General features: G+C 56.3%; 23 protein-coding genes and 3 pseudogenes. 12 read left to right on the forward strand and 14 right to left on the reverse strand.

Annotated elements, in window-relative coordinates:
* Positions 1-93: 93 nt before the first annotated feature.
* Together WB237_RS13940 and WB237_RS13945 are read right to left on the reverse strand one after the other, a co-directional pair.
* Entirely contained in the window at positions 94-678 is a 585-nt protein-coding gene (locus WB237_RS13940) for a class I SAM-dependent methyltransferase (protein WP_336213935.1), read from the reverse strand.
* Complete coding sequence (locus tag WB237_RS13945; RefSeq protein WP_336213937.1) at positions 678-1,691, reverse strand: HNH endonuclease; 1,014 nt, start codon at positions 1,689-1,691, stop codon at positions 678-680. Before WB237_RS13945 ends, WB237_RS13940 begins: the two co-directional genes overlap by 1 nt.
* Positions 1,692-2,092: 401 nt before the next feature.
* On the opposite strand from WB237_RS13945, the gene WB237_RS13950 reads away from it, so the two are divergent.
* Entirely contained in the window at positions 2,093-2,566 is a 474-nt protein-coding gene (locus tag WB237_RS13950) for a SymE family type I addiction module toxin (RefSeq protein WP_336213939.1), read from the forward strand.
* A gap of 79 nt (positions 2,567-2,645) precedes the next feature.
* Here the strand turns inward: WB237_RS13950 and WB237_RS13955 are convergent, their stop codons facing one another.
* The 7 genes and pseudogenes from WB237_RS13955 to trpS form a co-directional block, all read right to left on the reverse strand.
* Entirely contained in the window at positions 2,646-3,017 is a 372-nt protein-coding gene (locus WB237_RS13955) for a hypothetical protein (protein WP_213802444.1), read from the reverse strand.
* A gap of 114 nt (positions 3,018-3,131) precedes the next feature.
* Positions 3,132-3,379 (reverse strand): annotated as a pseudogene (locus WB237_RS13960) (bacteriocin immunity protein).
* A 58-nt stretch (positions 3,380-3,437) separates the two neighbouring features.
* Positions 3,438-3,695: a colicin E3-like toxin immunity protein gene (locus WB237_RS13965; RefSeq protein ID WP_336213944.1), complete on the reverse strand. Its 258-nt coding sequence runs from the start codon at positions 3,693-3,695 to the stop codon at positions 3,438-3,440.
* Positions 3,696-3,734: 39 nt separating this feature from the next.
* On the reverse strand, positions 3,735-3,986 hold the full coding sequence (locus WB237_RS13970) for a DUF7683 domain-containing protein (protein WP_336213945.1): 252 nt from the start codon (positions 3,984-3,986) through the stop codon (positions 3,735-3,737).
* Complete coding sequence (locus WB237_RS13975) at positions 3,986-5,527, reverse strand: colicin E3/pyocin S6 family cytotoxin (RefSeq protein ID WP_336213946.1); 1,542 nt, start codon at positions 5,525-5,527, stop codon at positions 3,986-3,988. Before WB237_RS13975 ends, WB237_RS13970 begins: the two co-directional genes overlap by 1 nt.
* A gap of 3 nt (positions 5,528-5,530) precedes the next feature.
* On the reverse strand, positions 5,531-6,013 hold the full coding sequence (locus tag WB237_RS13980; protein ID WP_336213947.1) for a hypothetical protein: 483 nt from the start codon (positions 6,011-6,013) through the stop codon (positions 5,531-5,533).
* Between the two features lie 251 nt (positions 6,014-6,264).
* A complete protein-coding gene (gene trpS / locus WB237_RS13985) occupies positions 6,265-7,266 on the reverse strand; it encodes a tryptophan--tRNA ligase (protein WP_336213948.1) in 1,002 nt (333 codons plus the stop codon).
* A 199-nt stretch (positions 7,267-7,465) separates the two neighbouring features.
* On the opposite strand from trpS, the gene fosA reads away from it, so the two are divergent.
* On the forward strand, positions 7,466-7,891 hold the full coding sequence (gene fosA / locus WB237_RS13990; protein WP_023303023.1) for a FosA/FosA2 family fosfomycin resistance glutathione transferase: 426 nt from the start codon (positions 7,466-7,468) through the stop codon (positions 7,889-7,891).
* Here the strand turns inward: fosA and WB237_RS13995 are convergent.
* A complete protein-coding gene (locus WB237_RS13995) occupies positions 7,877-8,884 on the reverse strand; it encodes a LacI family DNA-binding transcriptional regulator (RefSeq protein WP_336213950.1) in 1,008 nt (335 codons plus the stop codon). The two genes, fosA and WB237_RS13995, sit on opposite strands and share 15 nt — an antisense overlap.
* 185 nt (positions 8,885-9,069) lie before the next feature.
* Between WB237_RS13995 and WB237_RS14000 the strand changes: the two genes are divergently transcribed.
* From WB237_RS14000 to WB237_RS14015, 4 genes are all read left to right on the forward strand, one after another.
* Positions 9,070-10,158, forward strand: a complete 1,089-nt coding sequence (locus tag WB237_RS14000) for a cellulase family glycosylhydrolase (RefSeq protein ID WP_336213952.1) — start codon at positions 9,070-9,072, stop codon at positions 10,156-10,158.
* Between the two features lie 44 nt (positions 10,159-10,202).
* A complete protein-coding gene (locus WB237_RS14005; protein WP_336213954.1) occupies positions 10,203-11,597 on the forward strand; it encodes an MFS transporter in 1,395 nt (464 codons plus the stop codon).
* Between the two features lie 190 nt (positions 11,598-11,787).
* Positions 11,788-12,390, forward strand: coding sequence for an ATP-dependent Clp protease proteolytic subunit (locus tag WB237_RS14010; protein WP_128348620.1), 603 nt, complete (start codon positions 11,788-11,790; stop codon positions 12,388-12,390).
* 135 nt (positions 12,391-12,525) lie between these two features.
* Complete coding sequence (locus WB237_RS14015; RefSeq protein ID WP_336213957.1) at positions 12,526-13,647, forward strand: ribosomal protein uL16 3-hydroxylase; 1,122 nt, start codon at positions 12,526-12,528, stop codon at positions 13,645-13,647.
* 61 nt (positions 13,648-13,708) lie between these two features.
* On the opposite strand, the gene WB237_RS14020 is transcribed toward WB237_RS14015, so the two are convergent.
* Positions 13,709-15,127, reverse strand: coding sequence for an aminotransferase-like domain-containing protein (locus tag WB237_RS14020; RefSeq protein ID WP_049004983.1), 1,419 nt, complete (start codon positions 15,125-15,127; stop codon positions 13,709-13,711).
* Between the two features lie 176 nt (positions 15,128-15,303).
* On the opposite strand from WB237_RS14020, the gene WB237_RS14025 reads away from it, so the two are divergent.
* Positions 15,304-15,465: a DUF1127 domain-containing protein gene (locus WB237_RS14025; protein ID WP_336213960.1), complete on the forward strand. Its 162-nt coding sequence runs from the start codon at positions 15,304-15,306 to the stop codon at positions 15,463-15,465.
* Positions 15,466-15,506: 41 nt separating this feature from the next.
* On the opposite strand, the gene pdxR is transcribed toward WB237_RS14025, so the two are convergent.
* Positions 15,507-16,895 carry a MocR-like pyridoxine biosynthesis transcription factor PdxR gene (gene pdxR / locus WB237_RS14030; protein WP_336213961.1) on the reverse strand — a complete coding sequence of 463 codons (1,389 nt, stop codon included), beginning with the start codon at positions 16,893-16,895 and terminating at the stop codon, positions 15,507-15,509.
* A gap of 102 nt (positions 16,896-16,997) precedes the next feature.
* Between pdxR and WB237_RS14035 the strand changes: the two genes are divergently transcribed.
* On the forward strand, positions 16,998-17,477 hold the full coding sequence (locus tag WB237_RS14035) for a carboxymuconolactone decarboxylase family protein (RefSeq protein WP_336213963.1): 480 nt from the start codon (positions 16,998-17,000) through the stop codon (positions 17,475-17,477).
* On the opposite strand, the gene WB237_RS14040 is transcribed toward WB237_RS14035, so the two are convergent.
* Entirely contained in the window at positions 17,464-18,366 is a 903-nt protein-coding gene (locus tag WB237_RS14040) for a LysR family transcriptional regulator (RefSeq protein ID WP_336213965.1), read from the reverse strand. The two genes, WB237_RS14035 and WB237_RS14040, sit on opposite strands and share 14 nt — an antisense overlap.
* A 100-nt stretch (positions 18,367-18,466) precedes the next feature.
* Between WB237_RS14040 and WB237_RS14045 the strand changes: the two genes are divergently transcribed.
* The 4 genes and pseudogenes from WB237_RS14045 to WB237_RS14060 all read left to right on the forward strand — a co-directional run bounded on the left by WB237_RS14045 (position 18,467) and on the right by WB237_RS14060 (position 21,147).
* Positions 18,467-19,882: an aldehyde dehydrogenase family protein gene (locus tag WB237_RS14045; protein WP_336213968.1), complete on the forward strand. Its 1,416-nt coding sequence runs from the start codon at positions 18,467-18,469 to the stop codon at positions 19,880-19,882.
* Between the two features lie 75 nt (positions 19,883-19,957).
* A complete protein-coding gene (locus WB237_RS14050; protein WP_336213970.1) occupies positions 19,958-20,281 on the forward strand; it encodes an antibiotic biosynthesis monooxygenase family protein in 324 nt (107 codons plus the stop codon).
* A 25-nt stretch (positions 20,282-20,306) separates the two neighbouring features.
* Positions 20,307-20,459, forward strand: a pseudogene (locus tag WB237_RS14055) (amino acid-binding protein); the annotation flags it as partial.
* The gene (locus WB237_RS14060; protein ID WP_336213972.1) at positions 20,452-21,147 is read left to right on the forward strand and encodes an ArsR/SmtB family transcription factor; all 696 of its coding nucleotides are present in this window, start codon (positions 20,452-20,454) and stop codon (positions 21,145-21,147) included. The pseudogene WB237_RS14055 and the gene WB237_RS14060, both read left to right, overlap by 8 nt.
* 61 nt (positions 21,148-21,208) lie before the next feature.
* Here WB237_RS14060 and WB237_RS14065 read toward each other — a convergent pair.
* A pseudogene (locus WB237_RS14065) lies at positions 21,209-21,481 on the reverse strand (IS481 family transposase); the annotation flags it as partial.
* Between the last annotated feature and the right edge of the window lie 229 nt (positions 21,482-21,710).

Below are 21,710 nucleotides of genomic sequence, written 5' to 3' on the forward strand. Positions count from 1 at the left end.
TGTACTTCAACGCCACCACGGGTGAAGTTGAGCTGACTAAAGTGATGAATTACTGAACTCACTTACTCCGTTTCGATTAGCACCGCCTGATGCTCAAGCGGTTTTTTTTCGTAATACCCCATTCAGCCATGTCTCATCCCTGTCCGGGCGGTTATCCTGAGTCGCCCACAGCGAAGCTATCTCTATCCCCGGAACCGCCCTCAGCAACTCCCGCAATCCCTCTTCATCCAGATCCGTAAACCGTCTTTCACCCTGCACGCGCTCACCGTTGCCATACTTAAAGGACACATACCAGGCGCCGCCAGGCTTAAGCGCATCCGCAAGCTTTTGCATCACCGCAGGTAACTCAGAAGAGGGAACGTGCAGCAAAGATGCACAGCACCAGATCCCATCGTACTGCTCTTTACCGTCGATCTCTGAAAACGTCATCAGCTGCACGGGTAACCCGGTATGTTGCCTTGCCAGCTCCACCATCGCGGAAGAGGCATCAAAAGCATCCACCTGATAACCCATCTCATGAAAGGCTTTTGCGTCCCGGCCTGAACCGCAGCCCGCATCCAGAACCCGTGTGCCGTGAGGCAGACGTTGGGTAAAGGCCTCGTATAGCGGGGTCATATCGACATTGACCGTGCCATCGAAGAAATCCTGTGCGTGGTTCTGATAGTAGTGAAGTGTCATTAAAACGTTGCCTCGCCTTCCGCGTTGGGTTTCCAGGTATGGATAAGTTTGTCCAGCGCAGCCTGCCAGTTACGCTGAAGAAAGCTTCTCCGTGCTTCAGGACGTTGCCCTGTCTGTAGAACAATCGTCTCATGTAACGGCAGTTTGCTCTGAATAAAATACTCATTGCGGGTGTGTAACCGCTGCAGGAGCCTGAGGTCGGGAATCCGTGCAGATTTACCTTCGACGCCACGGTTACAACACCGGCAGGCCAGCACTAAGTTCCATACGCCGTTAATATTGCTCACTTCATTGCGGGCAGCCCAGGGAATAAAGTGGTCGACGTCCGCCAGAGCTGCGTCTCCCGTTAGCAGACTGATGGGTTTGAAGCAGTAAAAGCATCGTCCTTTCTGGTATCCATTCAGACTGTGGCGACAGCTGGTGATGTCTACGCGACGCGCGTTCACCCTCGTGAACAGCAGCTGATTATCTTCGTCAAACTCCACGCCCACGAGGTTACGTGAAATCCCCATCGACCAGGCCTGTTCCACCAGGTTCCAGCGGGCATTGGTTTCAAAGGCGAGGTTTTTATACTGCAGGCGTTCGCCCAGTAAAAAGAAGTTATCCGTCAGGCGGATCCCGTTGTGGGTTTTGCGCTCATCGAGGAAAAAACGTTTATCGATCTCACCCTGGTTCACGTAGTGAAAGGCATCGATTACGTTGTTAAAGCCAAGGCGCACCGTCGCTTCAATGAGTTGGGCGTGGGTGATTTCACCTCTGTTGAATTTCAGACAGGTTTCCAGGAATTGGCTGCTGCGAGAGGTGATCTGTTTTGGCGCATGCTTCAGGTGCTCGCAAAGATAGCGGCTAAACGGCACAGCAAGCTGGTCGAGCTTAATCAAATCGCTGCCCGTCTTATCCACTTCATACAACGCTGACGCCAGCGCAAATTTGTAAGATGCGACGTTCCTTCCAAAGAGGATCACACCACGCCAGTAGTTCTCAAGCGTCGGATCGGCCTGATAAAATTCCATCTATGAAGTCCTGTTACGGTTGGCTGGGCAGGGCGTTACTAAAGCCTGTAAAAGGATCACATAACAAAATAAGGGTGATGTAAATCGTTAATCTATAGGTTTGATGAATTTTTGAGAGGTCTGAGAGGAAAAGGGGGGGAGTTGAAGTGATTTTCAGGCCGAAGCGTTGTTGTTCCTCGATTTAAAAAATACCTACCGTTATTTCCTGAATCCCCTTCGCAAATTCCAAATTTACTCCACCCAAAACCGCTGTATTTATATTCAGCCCTGTATAATGAGCACCAGAAATTACGCCGAATGGCAAAGGAAGTATCAAAGAGAATTTAACGAGGAATTCGCGATATGAAGGTGCTGCAACACCCCCATACCGCTAACCACAACCAACTAGACAGGAGTTGAAAATGGCTGCGACGAATTTTAAGCCAGAGTTTACTGTTTGCAAAACAGAATCAGACGCTTTCACCGGCATGATTGAAAACCGCGAGCTGATACGCAAAAACAGCGCCCGCCGTCTTCACGGCAACCAGCCCAACGCGGCGCCCGTCCACCCTCGCGCGGAAACGCCGCAGGACAGTGCCGCCTGCTGCGAACTGTATGCGCGCATCGATATGAAATATCTTCTGCTGGGTGGCGACTGGTTAACCCGCGCGGGCTTTATCAACGGTATGCCCGTGAAAATCCGCGCCATGAAAGACTGCATTGTGATTACGCCGCAGCATACAAGAGAATTATGGGGATGTCTGGAAGGGATGAGCGTGGTGAATATAAATAAACAGAAAGTCGCGCAGTGGTTGAAGACGTTTCCGGGAGCGCTGAATGATACAGGCGATATACCGGCTGTTAAGCGTGGAACAGGGCAGGCGATGTCGGAGTAACCGTGCCTCCCACCTCATGTAATTCTTGAAGCAATAAAACGATACGGGCATGTTATCCCATGCCCGTAATCTTCAGAAATCACTCGTGCTTAACCTGCTCTTTCACAGCCTTAACCAGCACAGCGTGAAGTTCGCCAACGGTTAAATCGCGTATCACAGGTTCGGGTATGCCACGCACCCAGCGCATAAATCTACAGATGCCAAAAAAATCTATACCCTCACCCGTAAACAGATACTCGTTCTCAGCAAGAGAGAACGTTTTCATATAGCCATCTTCTTCTGTGGCAAGCTGAACGCCAAAAGCTTCTTCGCAGTCTTCCAGTAGGTCTTCGCCATCCATACCGCAAATATGCAAATCGGCCTCAATCCAGGTGTTGCTATCAATAGGTTTACGATGTATCCCAGATGACTCACGTACGACCTCAATAACTTGTGCGAGAGTAGGTTCCATTTACAAAGTATTCCGTACTCGTTAGTTTCAATTGGCTATCCGGAACTTAACAGTCACCCGCTATTCGATAAGGTGCGAAGTAGAGTACTGGTCCAGAAAGCATGATTATCTCTGCTATGGTTTGAAACCGGATTTACCATTTCCCTACGCCACTCCTTTACTTCCTGAACTACGCCTTCGGGGCTGTCTTCTCTATCTTCTCGTGGATAGTAAATAAGATCGGAACCATCAGGGTGCTCAGTCAATCGTTTGAATTCGAGGATGTTTTTTATATCTTCAGCTTCAGTGGTACCAGATACATCAAAAAATTTTCTTACAAATTCCAAAAATTGTTTTTCTGTGTAATCTTCAATTTTATCCATTTTTTCATCTTAGATGAGATCTTTTAGTATGCCCGATACGATTATCGGGCAATGTCTCTCACCAATTATCCCTATAGTCGAAAGAAACCTGATAGTCATAAATAGTGGGGGTTATTTTATGTACGAAGTGGGGTTGAAGAACGGGTATCCATTCGGCTTCAACATCAAAAAAACCATTATTCACATTGTTCTTAGTCGGTATACGAAGACCTATGGTCATGATCTCCGCATTATCGCCGAAATCGTTCGAAAATTCTGTACCTTCACCTAGTTCAGTCCTCAAATCATACCATTGCAATCTAATCTTCAACCCCACGGTAGCCCTCTTTTTTAAATTATTGATTCTAAAGTTAGGTTAAATCTCCCCTCCAGAAAGCTGAAAGTTTAAATCATCAGAATAAAATATTCTTCCAAGAAGGCTTTCTAAAAGATGTGCCTGATGCTCATTGATATTATAGACGCCAATACCATGCGAAAAATCGCTTCTATCTTCTGCATTCATTCCCATAATCATGCATAGATCATTGAGGTTTTGATGCGGTATTTCGATTTCGAAAAGCAAATTTTCATCCGTTTTACTGTAGGCATCAATTGTGTAAACAATCATTATTTTTCTACCTTTCTGGTTGGGTCTGCTGGTTTAGTTTGCTTACCCGTAGTGGGATCAAACTCACCGAGGTGACTGCGTCCTGAGCGATCATAGACCTCAACTGTACCGTGCTGAGAGTCCCACTCGTAAATTTTACCTTTTGAATCCTTCCAACGGGTACGCAGTTTTCCTCCCCCTTTAACTGGTGTTTTCGCTTGAGCTTTCTTAGCATCAGGAAATGCAGATAAAGGAGGATTTCCTTTAGGAGGTGCATGGTATTTGTGATCTGAATTAATATAGACATAAATCGGCGGCACCCCGCCCACCGGCAGAATCAGAATATAATCCGCAAACGTCTTCTCTTCCGGTGTCGGGCTGGTAGTCGCACCAATCCCCGTATCCTCAGGCAGCGGATCAACCACAACCGGGTTCGGTATCCGTACCGGGTTATGATTGCCCGTATCCCACGGCTTATTCTCTCCGGTGCGGTCCGGTGTCCAGATGAGGGTGATACCGGGGGTTTCTTCGGTAGTAAAGGTATATGCCTTGCGTTGGCTATCCCACTCCATCCTGCGAACGCGCACGCTGTCTTTGCCCGGCGGCGTATGCCAGCCGCGCGGTGTCGGGTTACCGCTGGCGTCGTTCTCCCAGGTGAAGCGAACGCGGGTAGGGGCTTCCCGCATCTGCTCGGCGCGCATGCGGTCGATAAAATCCTGCTCTCCGTCGTTCAGCTTGCCGGGATACATCCCTATGAGCAGCCCTGCGACAGGTGCACCAAGGCCTCCCGTCGCTATCTCACCAAGTGCAGCGCCGCGCACGGCCCATGTGCCGGAAGTGATGGTGCGCCCGCCAACGAGTGCGAGTTCGCTGGCATCGGCTATCGCGTTCCGCGCTGTCCAGGCCCTTTCTTCGGCTGCAACGGCAGCCTGATAGTCCATCTCCTCGTGATGCCCATTCCACCAGAGATAAAGCGCGCTGCGTTGCTTGGGTTTTGGGAGCGCCTTACGCTTTGCCGCCTGGGCGTGTTGTGGGGCATTGTTGGGTATGGCCTGGTAAAACGCCATCTCGGCGAAGTTGGTGTGGGGCTCACTTCCGGTGCCTGCATCGTTACATCCTTCACCGCGCAGGCAGGATTTCGCAAAGACCCGGTTGCGATCGCGTTCTTCTGCTTGTCGCTGCGCTTCGGCCTCTTGCTCTTTTCGGCGTGCTGCGAGCATGGCCTGATGCTTTTCCTGTGCGATCTGTTCAGGAGAGGGGCTGGAGCCGAGCCACTCTCCCGATGGGGCGATCACGCGGTTGGTTCCGTGCGGGCAGCCACAAATGACGACAGAACCATCGACGGCTGAGGTTTGTCCCATCCAGTTAACGCGAGGTTCGCCGTCTGCAACAACGCCCTGTTTGCCGCATTTAGGGCATGCCGTAGTTTTATCGCCAACGCGGATAACGCCGCGACCGTGCTCGGTGCAGTTGGGCAGGGTGCTACAACATATTGCGCCGGTGGTCGTTCTGTCGCCGTGCAGCGCCTGACCGCGGCCGTAGTTCGTTGAACGGTAGCCCATGGCCTATTCTCCGGGCCAGGTTAAGAAATCCTCCTGAGGTGGAATCCCTTCGCGGGTGACCAGATAAGTACTGCCGAGCGGTGTGCTGATAATCTCGTCATCGTTATCAAGCAAGCTGCCGACCAGCGCAACGCCCTGATGCCTCCAGGAAAAGGCTTCTCCAGCTGAGGTCATAATCGTGGCGAGCGTTCCATCCGGATAGGCCACACAGTCGCCTTCGACGATCACGCTGGTGTAACTCCCATCGTCCATGAGTATTGTGGCTTCACGATCGACGGGAAGTACCATGCCGCCCAGTCGGGTCTGGCTGCCAGCCGTGGCGATCCGCCAGATGGCGGTGACGGGATGTTGTCGATGAAAGGCTTCCTGTTCGGCAATAATGGCGCGCGCGTCCTCAGGCATGGCGGCCAGTTCTTCATCGGAAAAAGGCGAACAATCTATTTCCGCTTTTAATTCAGCTGTGAATTCATTGGTATAAAGCTGCATGACAATTCCTTGTAGGGGCAGAAGAGTAAATGCAGCAATGCTAGGTTTTAGACTGTAAGGCGAATATACATAAAGTGGTTAATAAGCCGGGCTAAAATCCGAAATAAATATCCAGATTGATATTGGTCATCTTTTAAAGAAGGGATGGTAATGGTTCCTGTTAATAATAAATGTAATATTTGCTGGATTGCCGATAAATAATATTATGCAGCGCATGTATTATTTGAATACATACGCTGTATGACGTTATTTTAAAACACCGGCACCCCCAGCCCCACCTTCACCTCCCTCAGCGTCGCCTGCGTCACCCCCTGCGCCTGTTCGGTCCCGCGCTTCAGCATCGCCATCAGCTCGCCCCTGTCACGCATATACATCGCCCTCCGCTCCCGCATCGGCGCAATCAGCTCCTGCAGGCACCCCTCCAGCTCGTTCTTGCACGCCCGATCACCCAGCCCGCCTGCCTGATAGTGTGCCTTCATCGCCGCCACTTTCTCCTTGTCCGGATGAAACGCGTCGAGGTAAGTAAACACCACGTTCCCTTCAATCTGCCCCGGGTCGCTCACCTTCAGGTGGTTTGGGTCGGTGTACATGGCGCTGACCGCACGGTGGATCGTCTCTTCGCTGGCCGAAAGGTGCAGCGTGTTGCCCAGCGATTTAGACATCTTGGCGCTGCCGTCGATGCCGGGCAGGCGGCTGGTATCGCTCAGCATTGCCTTGCAGTGGCGCAGCACAGGGGCGGGCAGCAGGCTGTTCATCTTGTGCACAATCTCGTTGGTCTGCTCAATCATCGGCAGCTGGTCGTCGCCGACGGGCACGCACTCGGCCTTAAACGCGGTGATGTCCGCCGCCTGGCTGATGGGGTAGGCCATAAACCCGACCGGCAGCGAGCGGACGAAACCCTTCTGCGCAATCTCGTTTTTCACCGTCGGGTTACGCTCCACGCGGGCGACGGTGACGATGTTCATATACAGCATCGTCAGCTCGGCGAGGGCGGGCAGGGCGGACTGCAGGCAGATAGTGGTCAGGTTCGGGTCGATGCCGGCGGCGAGGTAGTCGGCCAGCACTTCGGGGATGTTGTCGCGGATCTTCTGCGGGTTGCTGCCGTTGTCGGTCAGCCCCTGCAGGTCGGCAATCAGCACAAACTGGTTGTGTGTCTGCTGCAGCGCCACGCGCTGGCGCAGCGATCCGACGAAGTGTCCGAGGTGCAGCGGGCCGGTTGGGCGGTCGCCGGTGAGGATGGTTTGAGCGTTCATAAAGACTCCTTAATGTGCAATTGCCGAAAGGGGTCTTAGAAATGTGAAAGCCGCCTTTCGGCGGCTATCTGAAAATGGGGAAAACTACTCCGTGCCGCCTTTAAGAAGGCAGCCACCAGCGGTTTACGGTGAGCACGGCGTGGTTTATGTTCATCTCTTTACCGTACCACGTCCGGCGCGAAAAACAAAAGGGCACGTCATGCTGCAATCTCTCAACCATCTGACACTCGCGGTCAGCGACCTGCAAAAAAGCGTCACCTTCTGGCACGAGCTGCTGGGGCTTGCGCTGCACGCCCGCTGGAATACCGGGGCCTATCTCACCTGCGGCGATCTGTGGGTCTGCCTGTCGTACGACGAGGCGCGCCAGTATGTTCCGCCGCAGGAGAGCGACTATACCCATTACGCGTTTACCGTGGCGGAGGAGGATTTTGAACCGTTCTCGCAAAGGCTCGAGCAGGCGGGCGTCACCGTCTGGAAGCAGAACAAAAGCGAGGGGGCATCGTTCTATTTTCTCGACCCGGACGGGCACAAGCTGGAGCTGCACGTGGGCAGCCTCGCCGCGCGGCTGGCGGCGTGTCGCGAGAAGCCCTACGCGGGCATGGTGTTTACCTCAGACGAGGCTTGAGGCGCGCACCTTCAGCCTGCCCGCCAGCGTCACGTGCGTGGCGGCATCTTCCTGATTGCACAGGTACTCCATCGCCAGCCGTCCCAGCTCGCTGTAGGGCAGCTGGATACTGGTCAGCGGCGGGGTGAGCTGCTCGGAGATCTTCTGGTCGTCGTAGCCCGCCAGCAGCATGTCCTGCGGGATGCGCACGCCGTTCACCGCCAGCGCCTGGTAGCAGCCAATCGCCAGCCAGTCGCTGGCGCAGAAGATGGCGTCCGGGCGCTCGGCCAGTTCCAGCAGAGAGGTCGTCGCGGTAAAGGACTCGCTGAACTGCCAGTTGGTCTGGCGCACCAGGCCGTCGTCGCACGCGAGTCCGGCCTGCTGCAGCGCCGCCTGGTAGCCCGCCAGACGCTGGCGCGAGGCCTCCATCCAGCTCTCGCCGGTGATATGGGCGATGCGCGTGGCCCCGCAGGCGATGAGGTGTTTCGTCACCTGGAAAGCGTTGGCGTAGTCGTCCGGGATAAACGACGGCAGCAGCGGCGAGCCGGGGTCGCGCTGGTTGAGCAGCACCAGCGGGATGCGGGTGCAGTCCTGGAACGCCGTCATGTCCACCAGCGTGGTGACCGGGGAAGCAAGAATAATCCCGATGCAGTTGCGCTTCTCCAGCTGGCGGATGATGTTCAGCGCCAGCTCGATGTCGTCGCCGTAGTCGTAGACGGTGAGCAGGGTCTCGTTGCGCCACGCCGCTTCCCGTGCCTGGCTGATGGCGTCGATAAACGGGTCGAAGCTTTGCAGCGAGCTGACCAGCAGGGCGATCTCTTCCTGGTTGCGAGGGGCGTGTACGGCGGGGAGGCGGTCGTAGCCGAGCTCAGTAGCCACATTAATGACCCGCTGGCGGGTGTCGTCGCTAAGCTTGATGTTGCGGGACTGGTTAAGCACCAGCGATACCGTCGCCTGCGACACCCCTGCCGCCCGCGCAATATCGTTCATCGTCACTTTCGTTTTTCGCTTCATCCGTCCTCTCCCTTTCGCGACTTCGCATCATACCCTAACCGCACGCTTTAGCGCCGTCGATCACGTTTCTCATTCATCGAAGCGCGAACTTTGTGAGGGGCATCGCTTTTCTTCGTGCGAGAAACTGCGCATTTATCCCGCAACTAATATTTATTAGCTAAATATTATCAGTAAGAGGACGCGTAATGAAAGAGCAGTGGAGCAGGGAGCAGGCACAGGCGTGGTATGAACAAAAAGGCTGGCTGTGCGGGTTTAACTACCTGCCGTCGACGGCGGTGAACTGGACTGATATCTGGCAGGAAGAGACTTTCGATGCCGAAACCATCGACCGCGAACTGGGTTGGGCGGCGGACGCGGGTTACAACACCCTGCGCATCAACCTGCCGTTTATCGTCTGGGAGCATGACCGCGACGGGCTGATGGCGCGCATCGATCGATTTTTGACGATTGCCGACGGTCACGGGTTCAGCACCATGCTGACCCTGATGGACGACTGCGGCTTCTCCGGCGACGAGCCGTATCTCGGCCCGCAAAAGCCACCGGTGCCGGGCAAGCACAACAGCCAGGCAGCGGCGAGCCCGGGACGTGACAAAGTGTGCGATCGCGACTGCTGGCCGCAGATTGAGCGCTATATCCGCGACGTTGTTCGCCAGTTTCGTGAAGACGGGCGCGTGCTGCTGTGGGATCTCTATAACGAGCCGGGCAACCGTGGCATTTTCGCGACGGGTACACAGGAGGTGCAGTACGACGCGAAGCTGGAGACCTGCGCCCACGAGCTCATGAAGCTGGCGTTCCAGTGGGTGCGTGAAGAAGACCCAACCCAGCCGCTCACAGTCTGCGCGTGGCGAGTCCCGCCGGAAGAGGAGGGCGAGACGTTCTTCCAGCATCCGCTGGACCAGACCGCGCTGGCGCTCTCGGACGTGGTGAGCTTCCACGCCTACACCAACACCGGGCGGATGACGGCGATTATCCAGCAGTTGGAGGCGCTTGGGCGCCCACTGTTCTGCACCGAATGGCTGGCGCGCCACGTGGGCAGCACCATCGAAGAGCAACTCCCGCTGATGTACATGGCGAAAGTCGCGCCGTATCAGTGGGGGCTGGTGCGCGGCAAAACCCAGACGTGGCTGCCGTGGCCGGTGGTGATGAAGGAGTCCCCAGACTACTGCCGCCTGTGGTTCCACGACGTGTTCGAGGAGAACGGTATTCCGTTCTCGCGCCGTGAAATCGCGCTGATGCAGAAGTTTCGTCAGATCGCCCCGAAAGCGCAGGGCTAATCATATTGACCCGGCGCCTGTCGCCGGGTAATCAGGTACGCACTATGGCAACGATAATGAAAATACCGTCTCGCGAGTTGTGGTCTTATTTTGGTTATGGTTTAGGTCAGTGTTTTAGCTTTGGTTTAGTGGGTTCGTTTATTAACTATTTTTACACCGACGTGCTGGGGATCTCGGCGCTGGCGGCGAGTACCATTTTCCTGATTGCCCGCGCATGGGACGCGGTTCACGATCCGCTGTTTGCCAGCATTATGGACACCATTAACAGCCGGTTCGGCAAGTTTCGCCACTTTTTACTGATTGCGCCGCTGCTGATCACCGGCGTCACGCTGCTGTCGTTCTATAAAATCGAAGCGGACATGACCACCAAAATCCTCTACGCCGGGGTGACCTACATCCTGTGGGGAACGCTGTACGCTATCTCTGATATCCCGTTCTGGTCGATGTCATCGGTGATGACCAACGACTCCGCCCAGCGCACCCGCGCGGTAACGGCGGCGATGCTGGGGGTAAACGCCGGGATTGCCTGCGCCAACATCTTCTTCCCGAAACTGGCGGCGTTTTTTGCTCAGCACAGCAACGATAAAGGCTACTTTATGGCAGCGCTGGTGATGATGCTGGTGGGGCTGCCGCTGATGCTCAACGGCTTTATGCAGATCAAAGAGCGCGTGCCGCCAAGCCCGGAAAAGGTGACGATGCGTGATACCTTCCACAACCTGCGCCAGAACAAGCCGCTGTTTATCGTCCTGCTGTCGTTCTTCTTCTGCGTGTTCCACAACGTGGCAGGCGGTCTCTATATCTACTTCTTTATCAACAACCTGGGCGACGGTAGCCTGCAAATGGCGATTGGCGTGATGGGGATCGTGGCGGCGGTGCTGTGCCTGGTCGCCCCGATGCTGACGCGGCGCATGCAGAAGCGGAAGCTGTTTATGATCCTCTGCGGGCTGGACGTGGCGGTGCGCGTGGTGATGTGGTTTGTCGGCTATCAGCAGGTGACGATGCTGTTCATTCTGCTCGGCCTGAGCACGCTGTTCGTGATGATGACTAACATCCTCACCTCGTCGATGATTGCCGACACCATCGAGTACGCGGAGTACCACACTAACAAGCGCTGCGCGGCGATCACCTTCTCGGGGCAGACCTTTACCGGCAAGATGTCTGTGGCGGTGGGCGGCGGGTTAATCGGCGTGTTCCTGACGATGATTGGCTACGTGCCGCAGGCGCAAATCCAGAGCGAGAGCGTGCTGTCTGGGCTGTTCTTCGGGATTTGTCTGCTGCCGGCGATAGGGTCGCTGATCCGTATTGGCTTTATGTCGCGCTTTACCTTTACCGAGGAGAAACACGCGGAGATTTGTCGTCTGCTGGCGGAGCGGAACGCATCTGCGAAAGCGCCGGGTAGCGACTGTGCCTTACCCGGACTACAAAACCAACCCTTGTAGGTCAGATAAGCGAAGCCCAAAAGGCTTCGCTTTTAATCGTTTGCTCCGACCAGCTCAATCTGTGTTGCCGTTCGGAACCCGGTGCGGTAGCTGCAATCTTATAAACTCCCTCGCTGTCTGTCTCAGAGGACTTTGACCCGTAAAACAGGCTACACTCTGGTTTTGAGCGCGATAAGCTGAGGAAATAACAATGCACTACACACTGAAAGAAAGTGACAAGGATAAGGCAGAAGGGGCAAACGGCGCAGGCGCACTGCAGCAAAAACTGCTGGAATCCCGTTCGATTGTCATCTCTGGTGAGATCAACCAGGAACTGGCGCAGAAAGTTATCACCCAGATGATCCTGCTGCAAAGCGTAAGTAACGATCCGATCAAACTGTACATCAACAGCCAGGGCGGCCACGTGGAAGCGGGTGATACCATCCACGACTTCATTAAATTTATCCGTCCGGACGTGCACATCATTGGCACCGGCTGGGTCGCGAGCGCCGGGATCACCATCTTCCTGGCGGCGAAAAAAGAACACCGCTACTCGCTGCCAAATACCCGCTTCATGATCCACCAGCCGCTGGGCGGCGTACGTGGTCAGGCGACGGATATCGAAATCGAAGCGCGTGAGATCATCCGCATGCTGGATCGCGTGAACAAGCTGATCGCTGACGCCACCGGCCAGCCGCTGGAAAAAGTGAAAAAAGACACCGACCGTAACTTCTGGATGTCTCCGGCTGAAGCGCTGGATTACGGTATCGTGGGTAAACTGATTACCCATTATGACGAGCTGAAGCTCGATTAAGCGTTAAAATCGTGTATGTGTCGGGTAGTGGCTTCGCCTTACCCGACCTACGCGAGCTCGTTTGACCCATGACAAGTTCCCCCTCCACCGTCTCCCCTATAATCGCGCCTGTTTCCCCTCTCACTGGTGCTACCCATGGCGTATCAACTGAACCTGAACTGGCCGGAATTTCTCGAAAAATACTGGCAGAAAAAACCCGTTGTGCTGAAAAATGCCTTCCCGAATTTTGTTGACCCGATTACCCCGGATGAGCTGGCTGGCCTGGCGATGGAGCCGGAAGTCGATAGCCGTCTGGTGAGCCATTTCAACGGTAAATGGCAGGCCAGCAATGGTCCGTTCGAGCACTTTGACGGTCTGGGTGAAACCGGCTGGTCGCTGCTGGCGCAGGCGGTGAACCACTGGCATATGCCTGCGGCGGAGCTGGTGCGTCCGTTTCGCGTATTGCCAGACTGGCGTCTGGACGACCTGATGATCTCCTTCTCTGTTCCGGGTGGTGGCGTAGGCCCGCATATCGATCAGTACGATGTGTTTATCATTCAGGGGATGGGCAGCCGCCGCTGGCGCGTGGGCGACAAGCTGCCAATGCGTCAGTTCTGCCCGCATCCGGCGCTGCTGCACGTTGATCCGTTTGAGCCGATCATCGACGAAGATCTGGCTCCGGGCGATATCCTCTACATTCCACCAGGATTCCCGCACGACGGTTTTACCCATGAAACCGCGCTGAACTACTCGGTCGGTTTCCGTGGGCCAAATGGCCGCGATCTGATCAGCAGTTTTGCCGATTACGCGCTGGAAAACGATCTGGGGGGAGAGCATTACAGCGATCCGGATCTGACCTGCCGCGAACACCCCGGCCGCGTGGAGCAGTATGAACTCGATCGTATTCGCCAGATGATGATCGACATGATCAGCAAACCTGACGATTTTACGAAGTGGTTCGGCAGCTTTGTATCTACGCCGCGTCACGAGCTGGATATTGCTGCTGCGGAACCGCCGTACTCAACAGCAGAGGTGCTCGATGCGCTGCAGGGTGGCGAAAGGTTATCTCGCCTGAGCGGGCTGCGCGTGCTGAACATTAACGGCAGCTTCTTTATCAACAGCGAACTGCTGGAAACGGTAGATACGAAGGCCGCAGATGCGCTGTGCCGCTACACCGAACTTGGTCAGGCCGAGCTGGGCGATGCGCTGAAAAACCCGGCGTTTGTCGACGAGCTCACCGGGCTGATTAACCAGGGATACTGGTACTTCGACGAGTAGTGCTGCACGGTTTTCTCCCTCTCCCTGTGGGAGAGGGCCGGGGTGAGGGCATCAGGCCGCACTAGCCCTCCTCCATCGCAATCACAATCGCCTCACCCATCTTCTTCAGTGCATCACGATTTTTGTCCGTCGGGGGTAGCGCCACGTTGATCCGCAGGCAGTTGCGATACTTCCCGGAGGCGGAAAACAGCGACCCGGCTGCCGCCTGGATCTTCAGCCGACACAGTTGTTTGCTGACGCACACCATATCCACTTTCTCTGGTAGCTCAACCCACAGCAGGAAACTTCCCTGCGGTCGCGTCACGCAAATCCCTGCCGGAAAATACTGCCGTACCCAGCAGGTGTAGGTTTCCATATTCTGCTGATAAATCTGACGCATACGGCGCACGTGGCGATGATAATGGCCGTCGCGAATAAACGCCGCCACCGCCATCTGGGTGCCGGGCACGTTAAAGCCACCTGCGGCGTATTTCATGTGCATCACCCGGTCGTAATAGCGTCCCGGGACAATCCAGCCGACGCGCAGACCCGGCGCAACGGTTTTGGTAAATGAGCTACAGAGGATCACGCGACCATCAATATCCATCGAATGAATGGTGCGCGGGCGCGGATATTCCGCCGCCAGCTCACCGTAGATATCATCTTCCACAATCACGATGTCGTGCCGCTGGGCCAGAGCCAAAACCTGCTTTTTACGCGCTTCCGGCATGATGAATCCCAGCGGGTTATTGCAGTTTGGCACCAGGATCACCGCTTTAATCGGCCACTGTTCCAGCGCCAGTTCTAACGCTTCAATGCTGATCCCGGTTTCAGGATCGGTGGGAATTTCAATCGCCTTGATGTCAAAGCCGCGCAGCATCTGCATGGTGCCGTGAAACGACGGCGACTCGACTGCCACGATATCACCCGGCTTGCAGACTGAGAGCAGAGCAATCGACAGCGCGCCGTGGCAGCCGTTGGTGATCACAATCTCATTCGCCGCTACGGTCGAGCCGCCATCCAGCATCAGGCGGGCGATCTGCTCGCGCAGCTCAAGACGGCCGTCGAGTACGTCATAGCTCAACATTTCGCTCGGGTTATGTTGCGCGATACGGCTCATTTCGCGCCACAGAGGCTTCAGGCTGGGCTGGTTAATGTCCGGTGAGCCGCCACCGAAGGAGATCATCTCTTTGTCGGCGCGGGCATCCAGCAGCATCATCACCTCATCCCATTGTGTCACGTCCACGGGCCGCTGCACCGGGCGCGTCATGGCCGGAACGGGGGGCTGGGATTTACGTTGTGAGACAAAATAGCCGGAACGCGGCTGGGGGGTGATCAGCTGGAGATTTTCGAGGATCTGATAAGCCTGCTGTATGGTGCTGATACTCACGCCGTGCTCCTGGCTCAGCGCACGTACCGACGGTAAACGTTCCCCGCTGCGATACAGCCCTTGTTCAATGCGTTCTGCCAGAAGGTTGGCAAGATGTTGGTAGCGCGTCATGCTGTATCCTTTGTTTTCACCATACAGATTGTAAAACCAGTACAGATTGCCGCAAAAAACGGCATGCAGATACTGTTTTAGCGGATCTGTATGTTAAACAAAAGCTGTTTTTGAATCTGTATTGTGCATGCTGTTTTCCCTGATGATATCCCCACTGGCACAGCGAGGAGAGCATCATGGAATTCTATGAGAATCGTTCAAAACGTCCGTTTATTGCGTTTGTCTGGATCGCGAAAACGCTACGCAACTGGTACCGCATCAACCGTACCCGCCGCATTCTGAGTCAGATGAGCGACGAGCAGCTCAGGGATGTTGGGTTGTCGCGGCATGATGTGTGATCGTCCTGGCCGGGTACGGCGTAGCCGCTACCCGGCAATGTTCAGCTCAACAGCGCAAGCGTCTGCCGTTTCGGCCTTTCCAGCAGCTCAATAGCCTCCTGATATGTCCGCACGTTGTTATACCCCATCACCAGCCCATAGCGTTTACCCGACCCGCGATACCACTCCGAGAGTGCATTCACCTGCAACTGCTGTTCCTGCCAGCAACGGGCGATTTCTCTGTCGCAACTGCCTTTCGCCAGAAAGGCCACAATATGCATCCCGCCATCGTTTTGCTCGGTGAAAAACAGATCGCCATACACCTCGCGCAGAGCGGCAATCATCCAGTCGCGGCGGGTCTGGTATAGCGCGCGCATCTTTTTCAGGTGACGGAAAAAATGGCCTTCGTTGAGAAACGCGGTGAGGATCTTTTGCGTCAGCACCGGCTGGCCGCTGGTGGTGATGTCAGCGCAGTCGGTAAACGCCCCGACGGTGCTGGCGGGCATCACCACATAACCCATGCGCAGTGACGGCATAATGGTTTTACTGAAGGTACCCATAAAGATCACCCGGTCGTGCTGGTCGAGGCTTTTCAGCGAAGGCAGTACCTTGCGGGTGTAATGAAATTCGCCGTCGTAATCGTCTTCGATAATCCACGCTTCATTCTGGCTGGCCCAGTCGAGAAGCTGCTGTTTACGCGGCAGGGAGAGCGTCACCGCCAGTGGGCTCTGGTGCGACGGGGTGACAATGGCAAAACGCGCATCGCGATGGTGACGAAGTAGATACTCTGTATCGATGCCGCAGCGATCGACCGGCACCGTGTGCAGGCGCGGGACGATCCGCTTGAGCAACTGCTGGCCCATAAAGTAGCCCGGATCTTCAAACACCACCTTATCGCTGCGGCTGGCGAGGGTGTCGAGGATCAGGCGCAGGCTGCCGCTGTAGCCGCTGGTGATCAGCACCTGTTCGGCGCTGCAGGAGAGCCCGCGCGAGATGTTGAGGTAGCTGGCGATGGCCTGGCGCAGTGGATACCAGCCCAGGACAGGCGGGTTGAGCATCTCCTCCTGGCGCATGGCGCGCGTTGCCTGGCCTGCCAGCAGCAGCCATTTTTTATACGGGAAGCTGTCGAGCGCGGGGATGCCCGGGCGCAGAAAACCGGCCCGTTCGCGCTGGCTGATAAGCGATTCCGGAAGCGTACCGGTGGGCTGTTCCGCAGGGGCATTTTTATCCGGTAACAGTAAATCCGGGTTGACCCGCGTGCCGCGCGCACCCTGACTCACCAGATACCCTTCGCCCGTCAGGATGGCATAGGCCGTTTCGACGGTTTTGCGCGCCACTTTCAGCTCTTCGGCCAGAACCCGAATAGCAGGCACTTTGTCGCCGGGCTTCAGCACGCCGCGCGTGATGTTGTCGCGATAGCGGGTATAGATCTCGTGATAGCCCGGCTTCATGTCCTACCTCATTTCACGTCTTTTGTATCTTTTTACTATGTCATGAACGGCGTAGATTTGCCTCATCGCATGACATATGCCGCACAAAAAAGAGGAAAGACAATGAGCACTCGCGTTAACCACCATAAAGCCACTCCCGCCCTCGCCAACGCGCTGTCTGCCCTGAGCATGGAGGTGGCGAAAACCTCCATCGACCCGGCGCTGAAGCACCTGATCGACATTCGCGTGTCGCAGCTGAACGGCTGCACCTTCTGTCTGGATATGCACTCGAAAGAGGCCAAAATTGCCGGCGAGCGCGAGCTGCGCCTGTACCATCTGGCCGCGTGGCGTGAATCCCCGCTGTTCAGCGCCCGCGAAAAAGCCGCGCTGGCCTTCACCGAAGCGCTGACCCAGATTGGTGTGCATGGTGTGAGCGATACGCTCTACCGCAGCGTGGCGGAGCACTTCTCGGACGTCGAGATTTCAGAGCTGAATTTCGCCATCGTGGCCATCAACGCCTGGAACCGCCTGGGGATCACGTCCCGCATGGCACCTGGCTCGCTGGACGCGGCTTACGGGCTGAATAAGGCTAACCTGGAATAATCCCGCGCTCGCGGATCATCGCCACCAGCGCCCGTAGTCCTGGCGGGACGTGGCGGTGGCCGGGGTAATACAGGCGCAGCCCGGCAAACGGCTGCGCCCAGTCGTTCAGGACGCTCACCAGTTCTCCACTCTCAAGCTCTTCCCGAATATACAGTTCCGGCAAAAATCCCACGCCTAATCCCGCTTTCACGGCGCGAATCGAAGCAAAAAGATCGGACGTCGCAAAGCGCGGCGGCACGGCAAGCGCGTACGTTTCACCCCGACGCGCCAGCTCCCAACGGTAGATCCCGCCGTGGGCCATACGCATGCCGATCCCCTGGTGTTGCAGCAGATCGTCCGGCGTCTCGGGTATGCCGTACTGGGCGAAATAGCCCGGCGTAGCGGTGACAAGCTGGCGGATCTCTCCTGTCAGCGGCACGGCGATCATGTCCTGAGGCACGGACTCTTCAAGGCGGATCCCCGCGTCATAGCCTTCAGCAACGATGTCGATCATCTTTGCTTCGCTTACTGTTTCCACGCGCATTTTCGGGTAGCGGATCATAAAGTCGATCAGCAACTGATCAAGGAATAGCGTGCCGATATTGTTTGGCACGTTCAGACGCAGCGTTCCGGCGGGTTCCCCGGTATCGCTGTGGATCTCCTCGCTGGCGAGACGGATCTCCTGCAGGGCTGGGCCAATACGTGCCACGTAGCGCTGTCCCGCGTCGGTGAGCGCTACGCTGCGGGTGGTGCGGTTAAAAAGGCGGATATCAAGGCGACTCTCCAGCCCGGCGATGGCATTGCTCACCGCCGTGGCGGACATCCCCAGCTCCTGCGCCGCGCCGCGAAAGCTACCGCGCCGCACGACGGCCATTACCACTTCCAGCTCTGTCAGACCTGAACGATGCATAGATTATCCTGAAAATCGAAACAACCCTTGCAGCATAGCGTGGATTATCGCAACGGAAAAGCCGTGCCAGACTGTCCTCACACAGCCTCAGGAGGGTTATATGCACACTATCGAGCAGATCTTTATTAACGGAGAATTTGTTACCCCGCACGGCACCGAACGGTTTGATTTGTACAACCCGGCGACGGCGCAGGTCATAGGGCAGGTCCGCCTGGCGGATGAGGTTGACGCCGGGCGCGCCATCGCGGCGGCAAAAGCGGCCTTTCCGGCATGGTCGCAGACCTCAAAGCAGGAGCGCATCGCAGCGCTGAAGCGTATGCACGCGGCTGTGGTGGCCCGTCATGACGATTTGCTGGAAGCCGTCATCAAAGAGTACGGCGCGCCGGCCTCGCGCTCGGCGTGGATGGCCAGCTATCCGGCAGATGTTATTGCTCAGGCGATAGAGGCGCTGGAGGCGTTTGAATTCGTTACCCTCGCAGGCGCAGCAACGGTGCAGATGACCCCGCTGGGTGTAGCCGGGCTGATTACGCCGTGGAACAGCGACGCGGGCTTTATCTGCGGCAAGCTGGCAGCCGCGTTGGCAGCGGGCTGTACGGCAGTTATCAAGCCGAGCGAAATGAGCGCCCTGCAAACCCAGATTGTCACCGAAGCGCTGCGTGATGCCGCGCTGCCGCCGGGCGTGTTTAATATCGTCACCGGGCGCGGCGAGACGGTGGGTGACACCATCAGCCGCCATCCGGACGTGGCAAAAATTTCGTTCACCGGTTCGACGAATACCGGTAAGGCTATCCTGCGCAACGCGGCGGAAAGCTTTAAGCGCGTGACCCTGGAGTTAGGCGGTAAATCGCCGACGGTCCTGCTGGATGATGTGGATCTGGTTCAGGCGATCCCGCTTGTGATTCAGGCCGGGTTTATGAACAGCGGGCAGGCGTGTGTGGCCGGAACGCGCATTCTGGTGCCGCAGTCGCGTAAGTTGGAGATCGAAACCGCGCTGGCGCAGGCAGTGGCGGCGGTGAAATCCGGTGACCCGCGCGATAGCGAAACGGATGTCGGCCCGATGGTCAGCGAAAAGCAGTGGCAGCGGGTGCAGGGCTATATCCGCAAGGGCACAGAAGAGGGAGCACGCCTGCTGGCAGGCGGTGAAGGGCGACCGGAAGGCACGCAGGACGGCTGGTTTGTGCGCCCGACGCTGTTTGCGGACGTGAATAACCAGATGACGATTGCCCGCGACGAAATTTTTGGCCCGGTGCTGTGCGTGATCCCCTATCAGGACGAGGCGGAGGCTGTTGCCATTGCCAACGACACCGAGTATGGCCTGAGTGCGGTGGTGCTGGGCGATGATGTGGAGCGTGCGCGTCGCGTGGCGCAGCAGATTGTTTCCGGTCGCGTGCTGGTAAACACGCTTGCTCATGAACCGAAAGCACCGTTCGGCGGGTTTAAGCACTCTGGCGTGGGGCGTGAGATGGGCGAGTGGGGAATTCGGGCGTTTATGGAGCCGAGGTCAATTCTGGGCTAAAACTTCGCTATTCACCGAAGCATTGTGCTTTTCCATCCCGCATGCTCTCCTCAACATCACTACGGAGAGACCCTCATGATCGCAGTCATTTTCGAAGCCAAAGCCGCGCCAGCCCATCAGGCGCGCTATCTTCAGCTTGCCGCAGAGCTTAAGCCTTTGCTGGCCGACATCGACGGCTTTATTGATATCGAACGTTTCCAGAGCCTGACCACCAACGGCAAAATTCTGTCCCTTTCCTGGTGGCGTGACGAAGAGGCTATCCGTCACTGGAAGCAGAACGTTTTTCACCAGGCGGCGCAGGCTGAAGGACGAGCGTCAATTTTTGCGTACTACCGCATTCGGGTGGCACAGATGGTGCGGGAGTATAGTTCCGAAACCGGAGGGCATGCCGATGTATGACCTTCACGTGATTTTCAGCGACGGGCCCGGCGAGTTAAGCGATATCGCGGCGACGCTGGCGGCACGCGGTGTGTCTATTCTTACTCAGTACAGCGACCACGCAAATCACCTTATTCTGCTGACGGATGATGATAAGCTGTCCGCTGAGATCACCGAACCCTGGCTGGCCCATGCTTAAGACGAGTTTACCCCCTGACAACAGCGCGATGCTGGAAAAGGCGATTGTCGCGGTGGCGGCGGCAATGGCCGATCCGTCGCGCGTGAAAATGCTCTGCGCGCTGATGGACGGACGCGCGTGGACGGCTACCGAACTGAGCGCGGCGGCAGATGTCGCACCGTCGACCGCCAGCGGGCATCTCGCCCGGCTGCTTGAAGGGCAACTGATTACTTGCCTGTCGCAAGGGCGGCATCGCTATTATCGCCTTGCCGGGCACGACGTGGCGGCGCTGGTGGAGCAGATGATGGGGCTTTCGTGGAGCCGCATTACTCCACCGGAAACCACCGCGCCGAAAGCCATGCGGGAAGCCCGAACCTGCTACGACCATCTGGCGGGTACGGTGGCGGTGCAGATCTACGATTTCATGCAGGCTGAAGGCTGGCTGGAGGCAGACGGTTCAGCGCTGACCCTGTATGGCCGGGAGCAGTTCCTGACGCTCGGCATTTCGTTAAGCGCTCATCCGCGGCGGAAGGCCTGCTGCGCCTGTCTCGACTGGAGCGAGCGGCGGTTTCATCTTGGCGGAGAGGCGGGCGCGGCGCTGCTTACTCATCTGGAAAGTAAAGGCTGGATCCAGCGGGTGGTGGGGTATCGGGAGGTGGTGGTGACGGCATTGGGGAAGGATGCCATTACCAAACATTTTAGCCGTTAAATTCCGCTGCCGTATGTTCCCCCCTCACCCTTGTACAGTCCGGGGACATGGTGAACACTTTTTAACATCCTTTCCCCATGGTGATCGACTGTTTCTTCAGGTCGATCACCCCCACTTTCGTGCTGTACCACCACACGTCATAGCAGCCATCCTCCTGCGTCTCCTTAAGCCCGACCTGTTCTCCCCTGAACGCCTTTCCTGCACTCAGGCGGACTCCTTTGATGCTCAGCTTACCGCTGATATCCACTTTCCTGACCATCACCCCTTCGTCATATTCCGGTGCCACTGTGTTGCTGCTGTACTGCCGCGCAGACGGCTGATATCGCGAGGCCGGAAACTGTCCGGACCGCTGGTGGTAGGCAAATGACAATACAGCCAGGCAGGCCCGGCGGGATAGTGACGGAAATGTTCGAAGAAAGTGACCCGCGCCGGGTCGTGCCGGACAGAGAAAAATAACGCATCCGGTACAGCGCTGTATAAACCTCGCTGGTTACAAATGATTACCAATAACCGCCGTTATAAATATAAACCGCATTGTTGGCATGGTGGTGTGTCGTAATAAT

Origin of the sequence: Enterobacter sp. P82 (assembly GCF_037053385.1) — a bacterium.
Lineage (GTDB): Bacteria > Pseudomonadota > Gammaproteobacteria > Enterobacterales > Enterobacteriaceae > Enterobacter.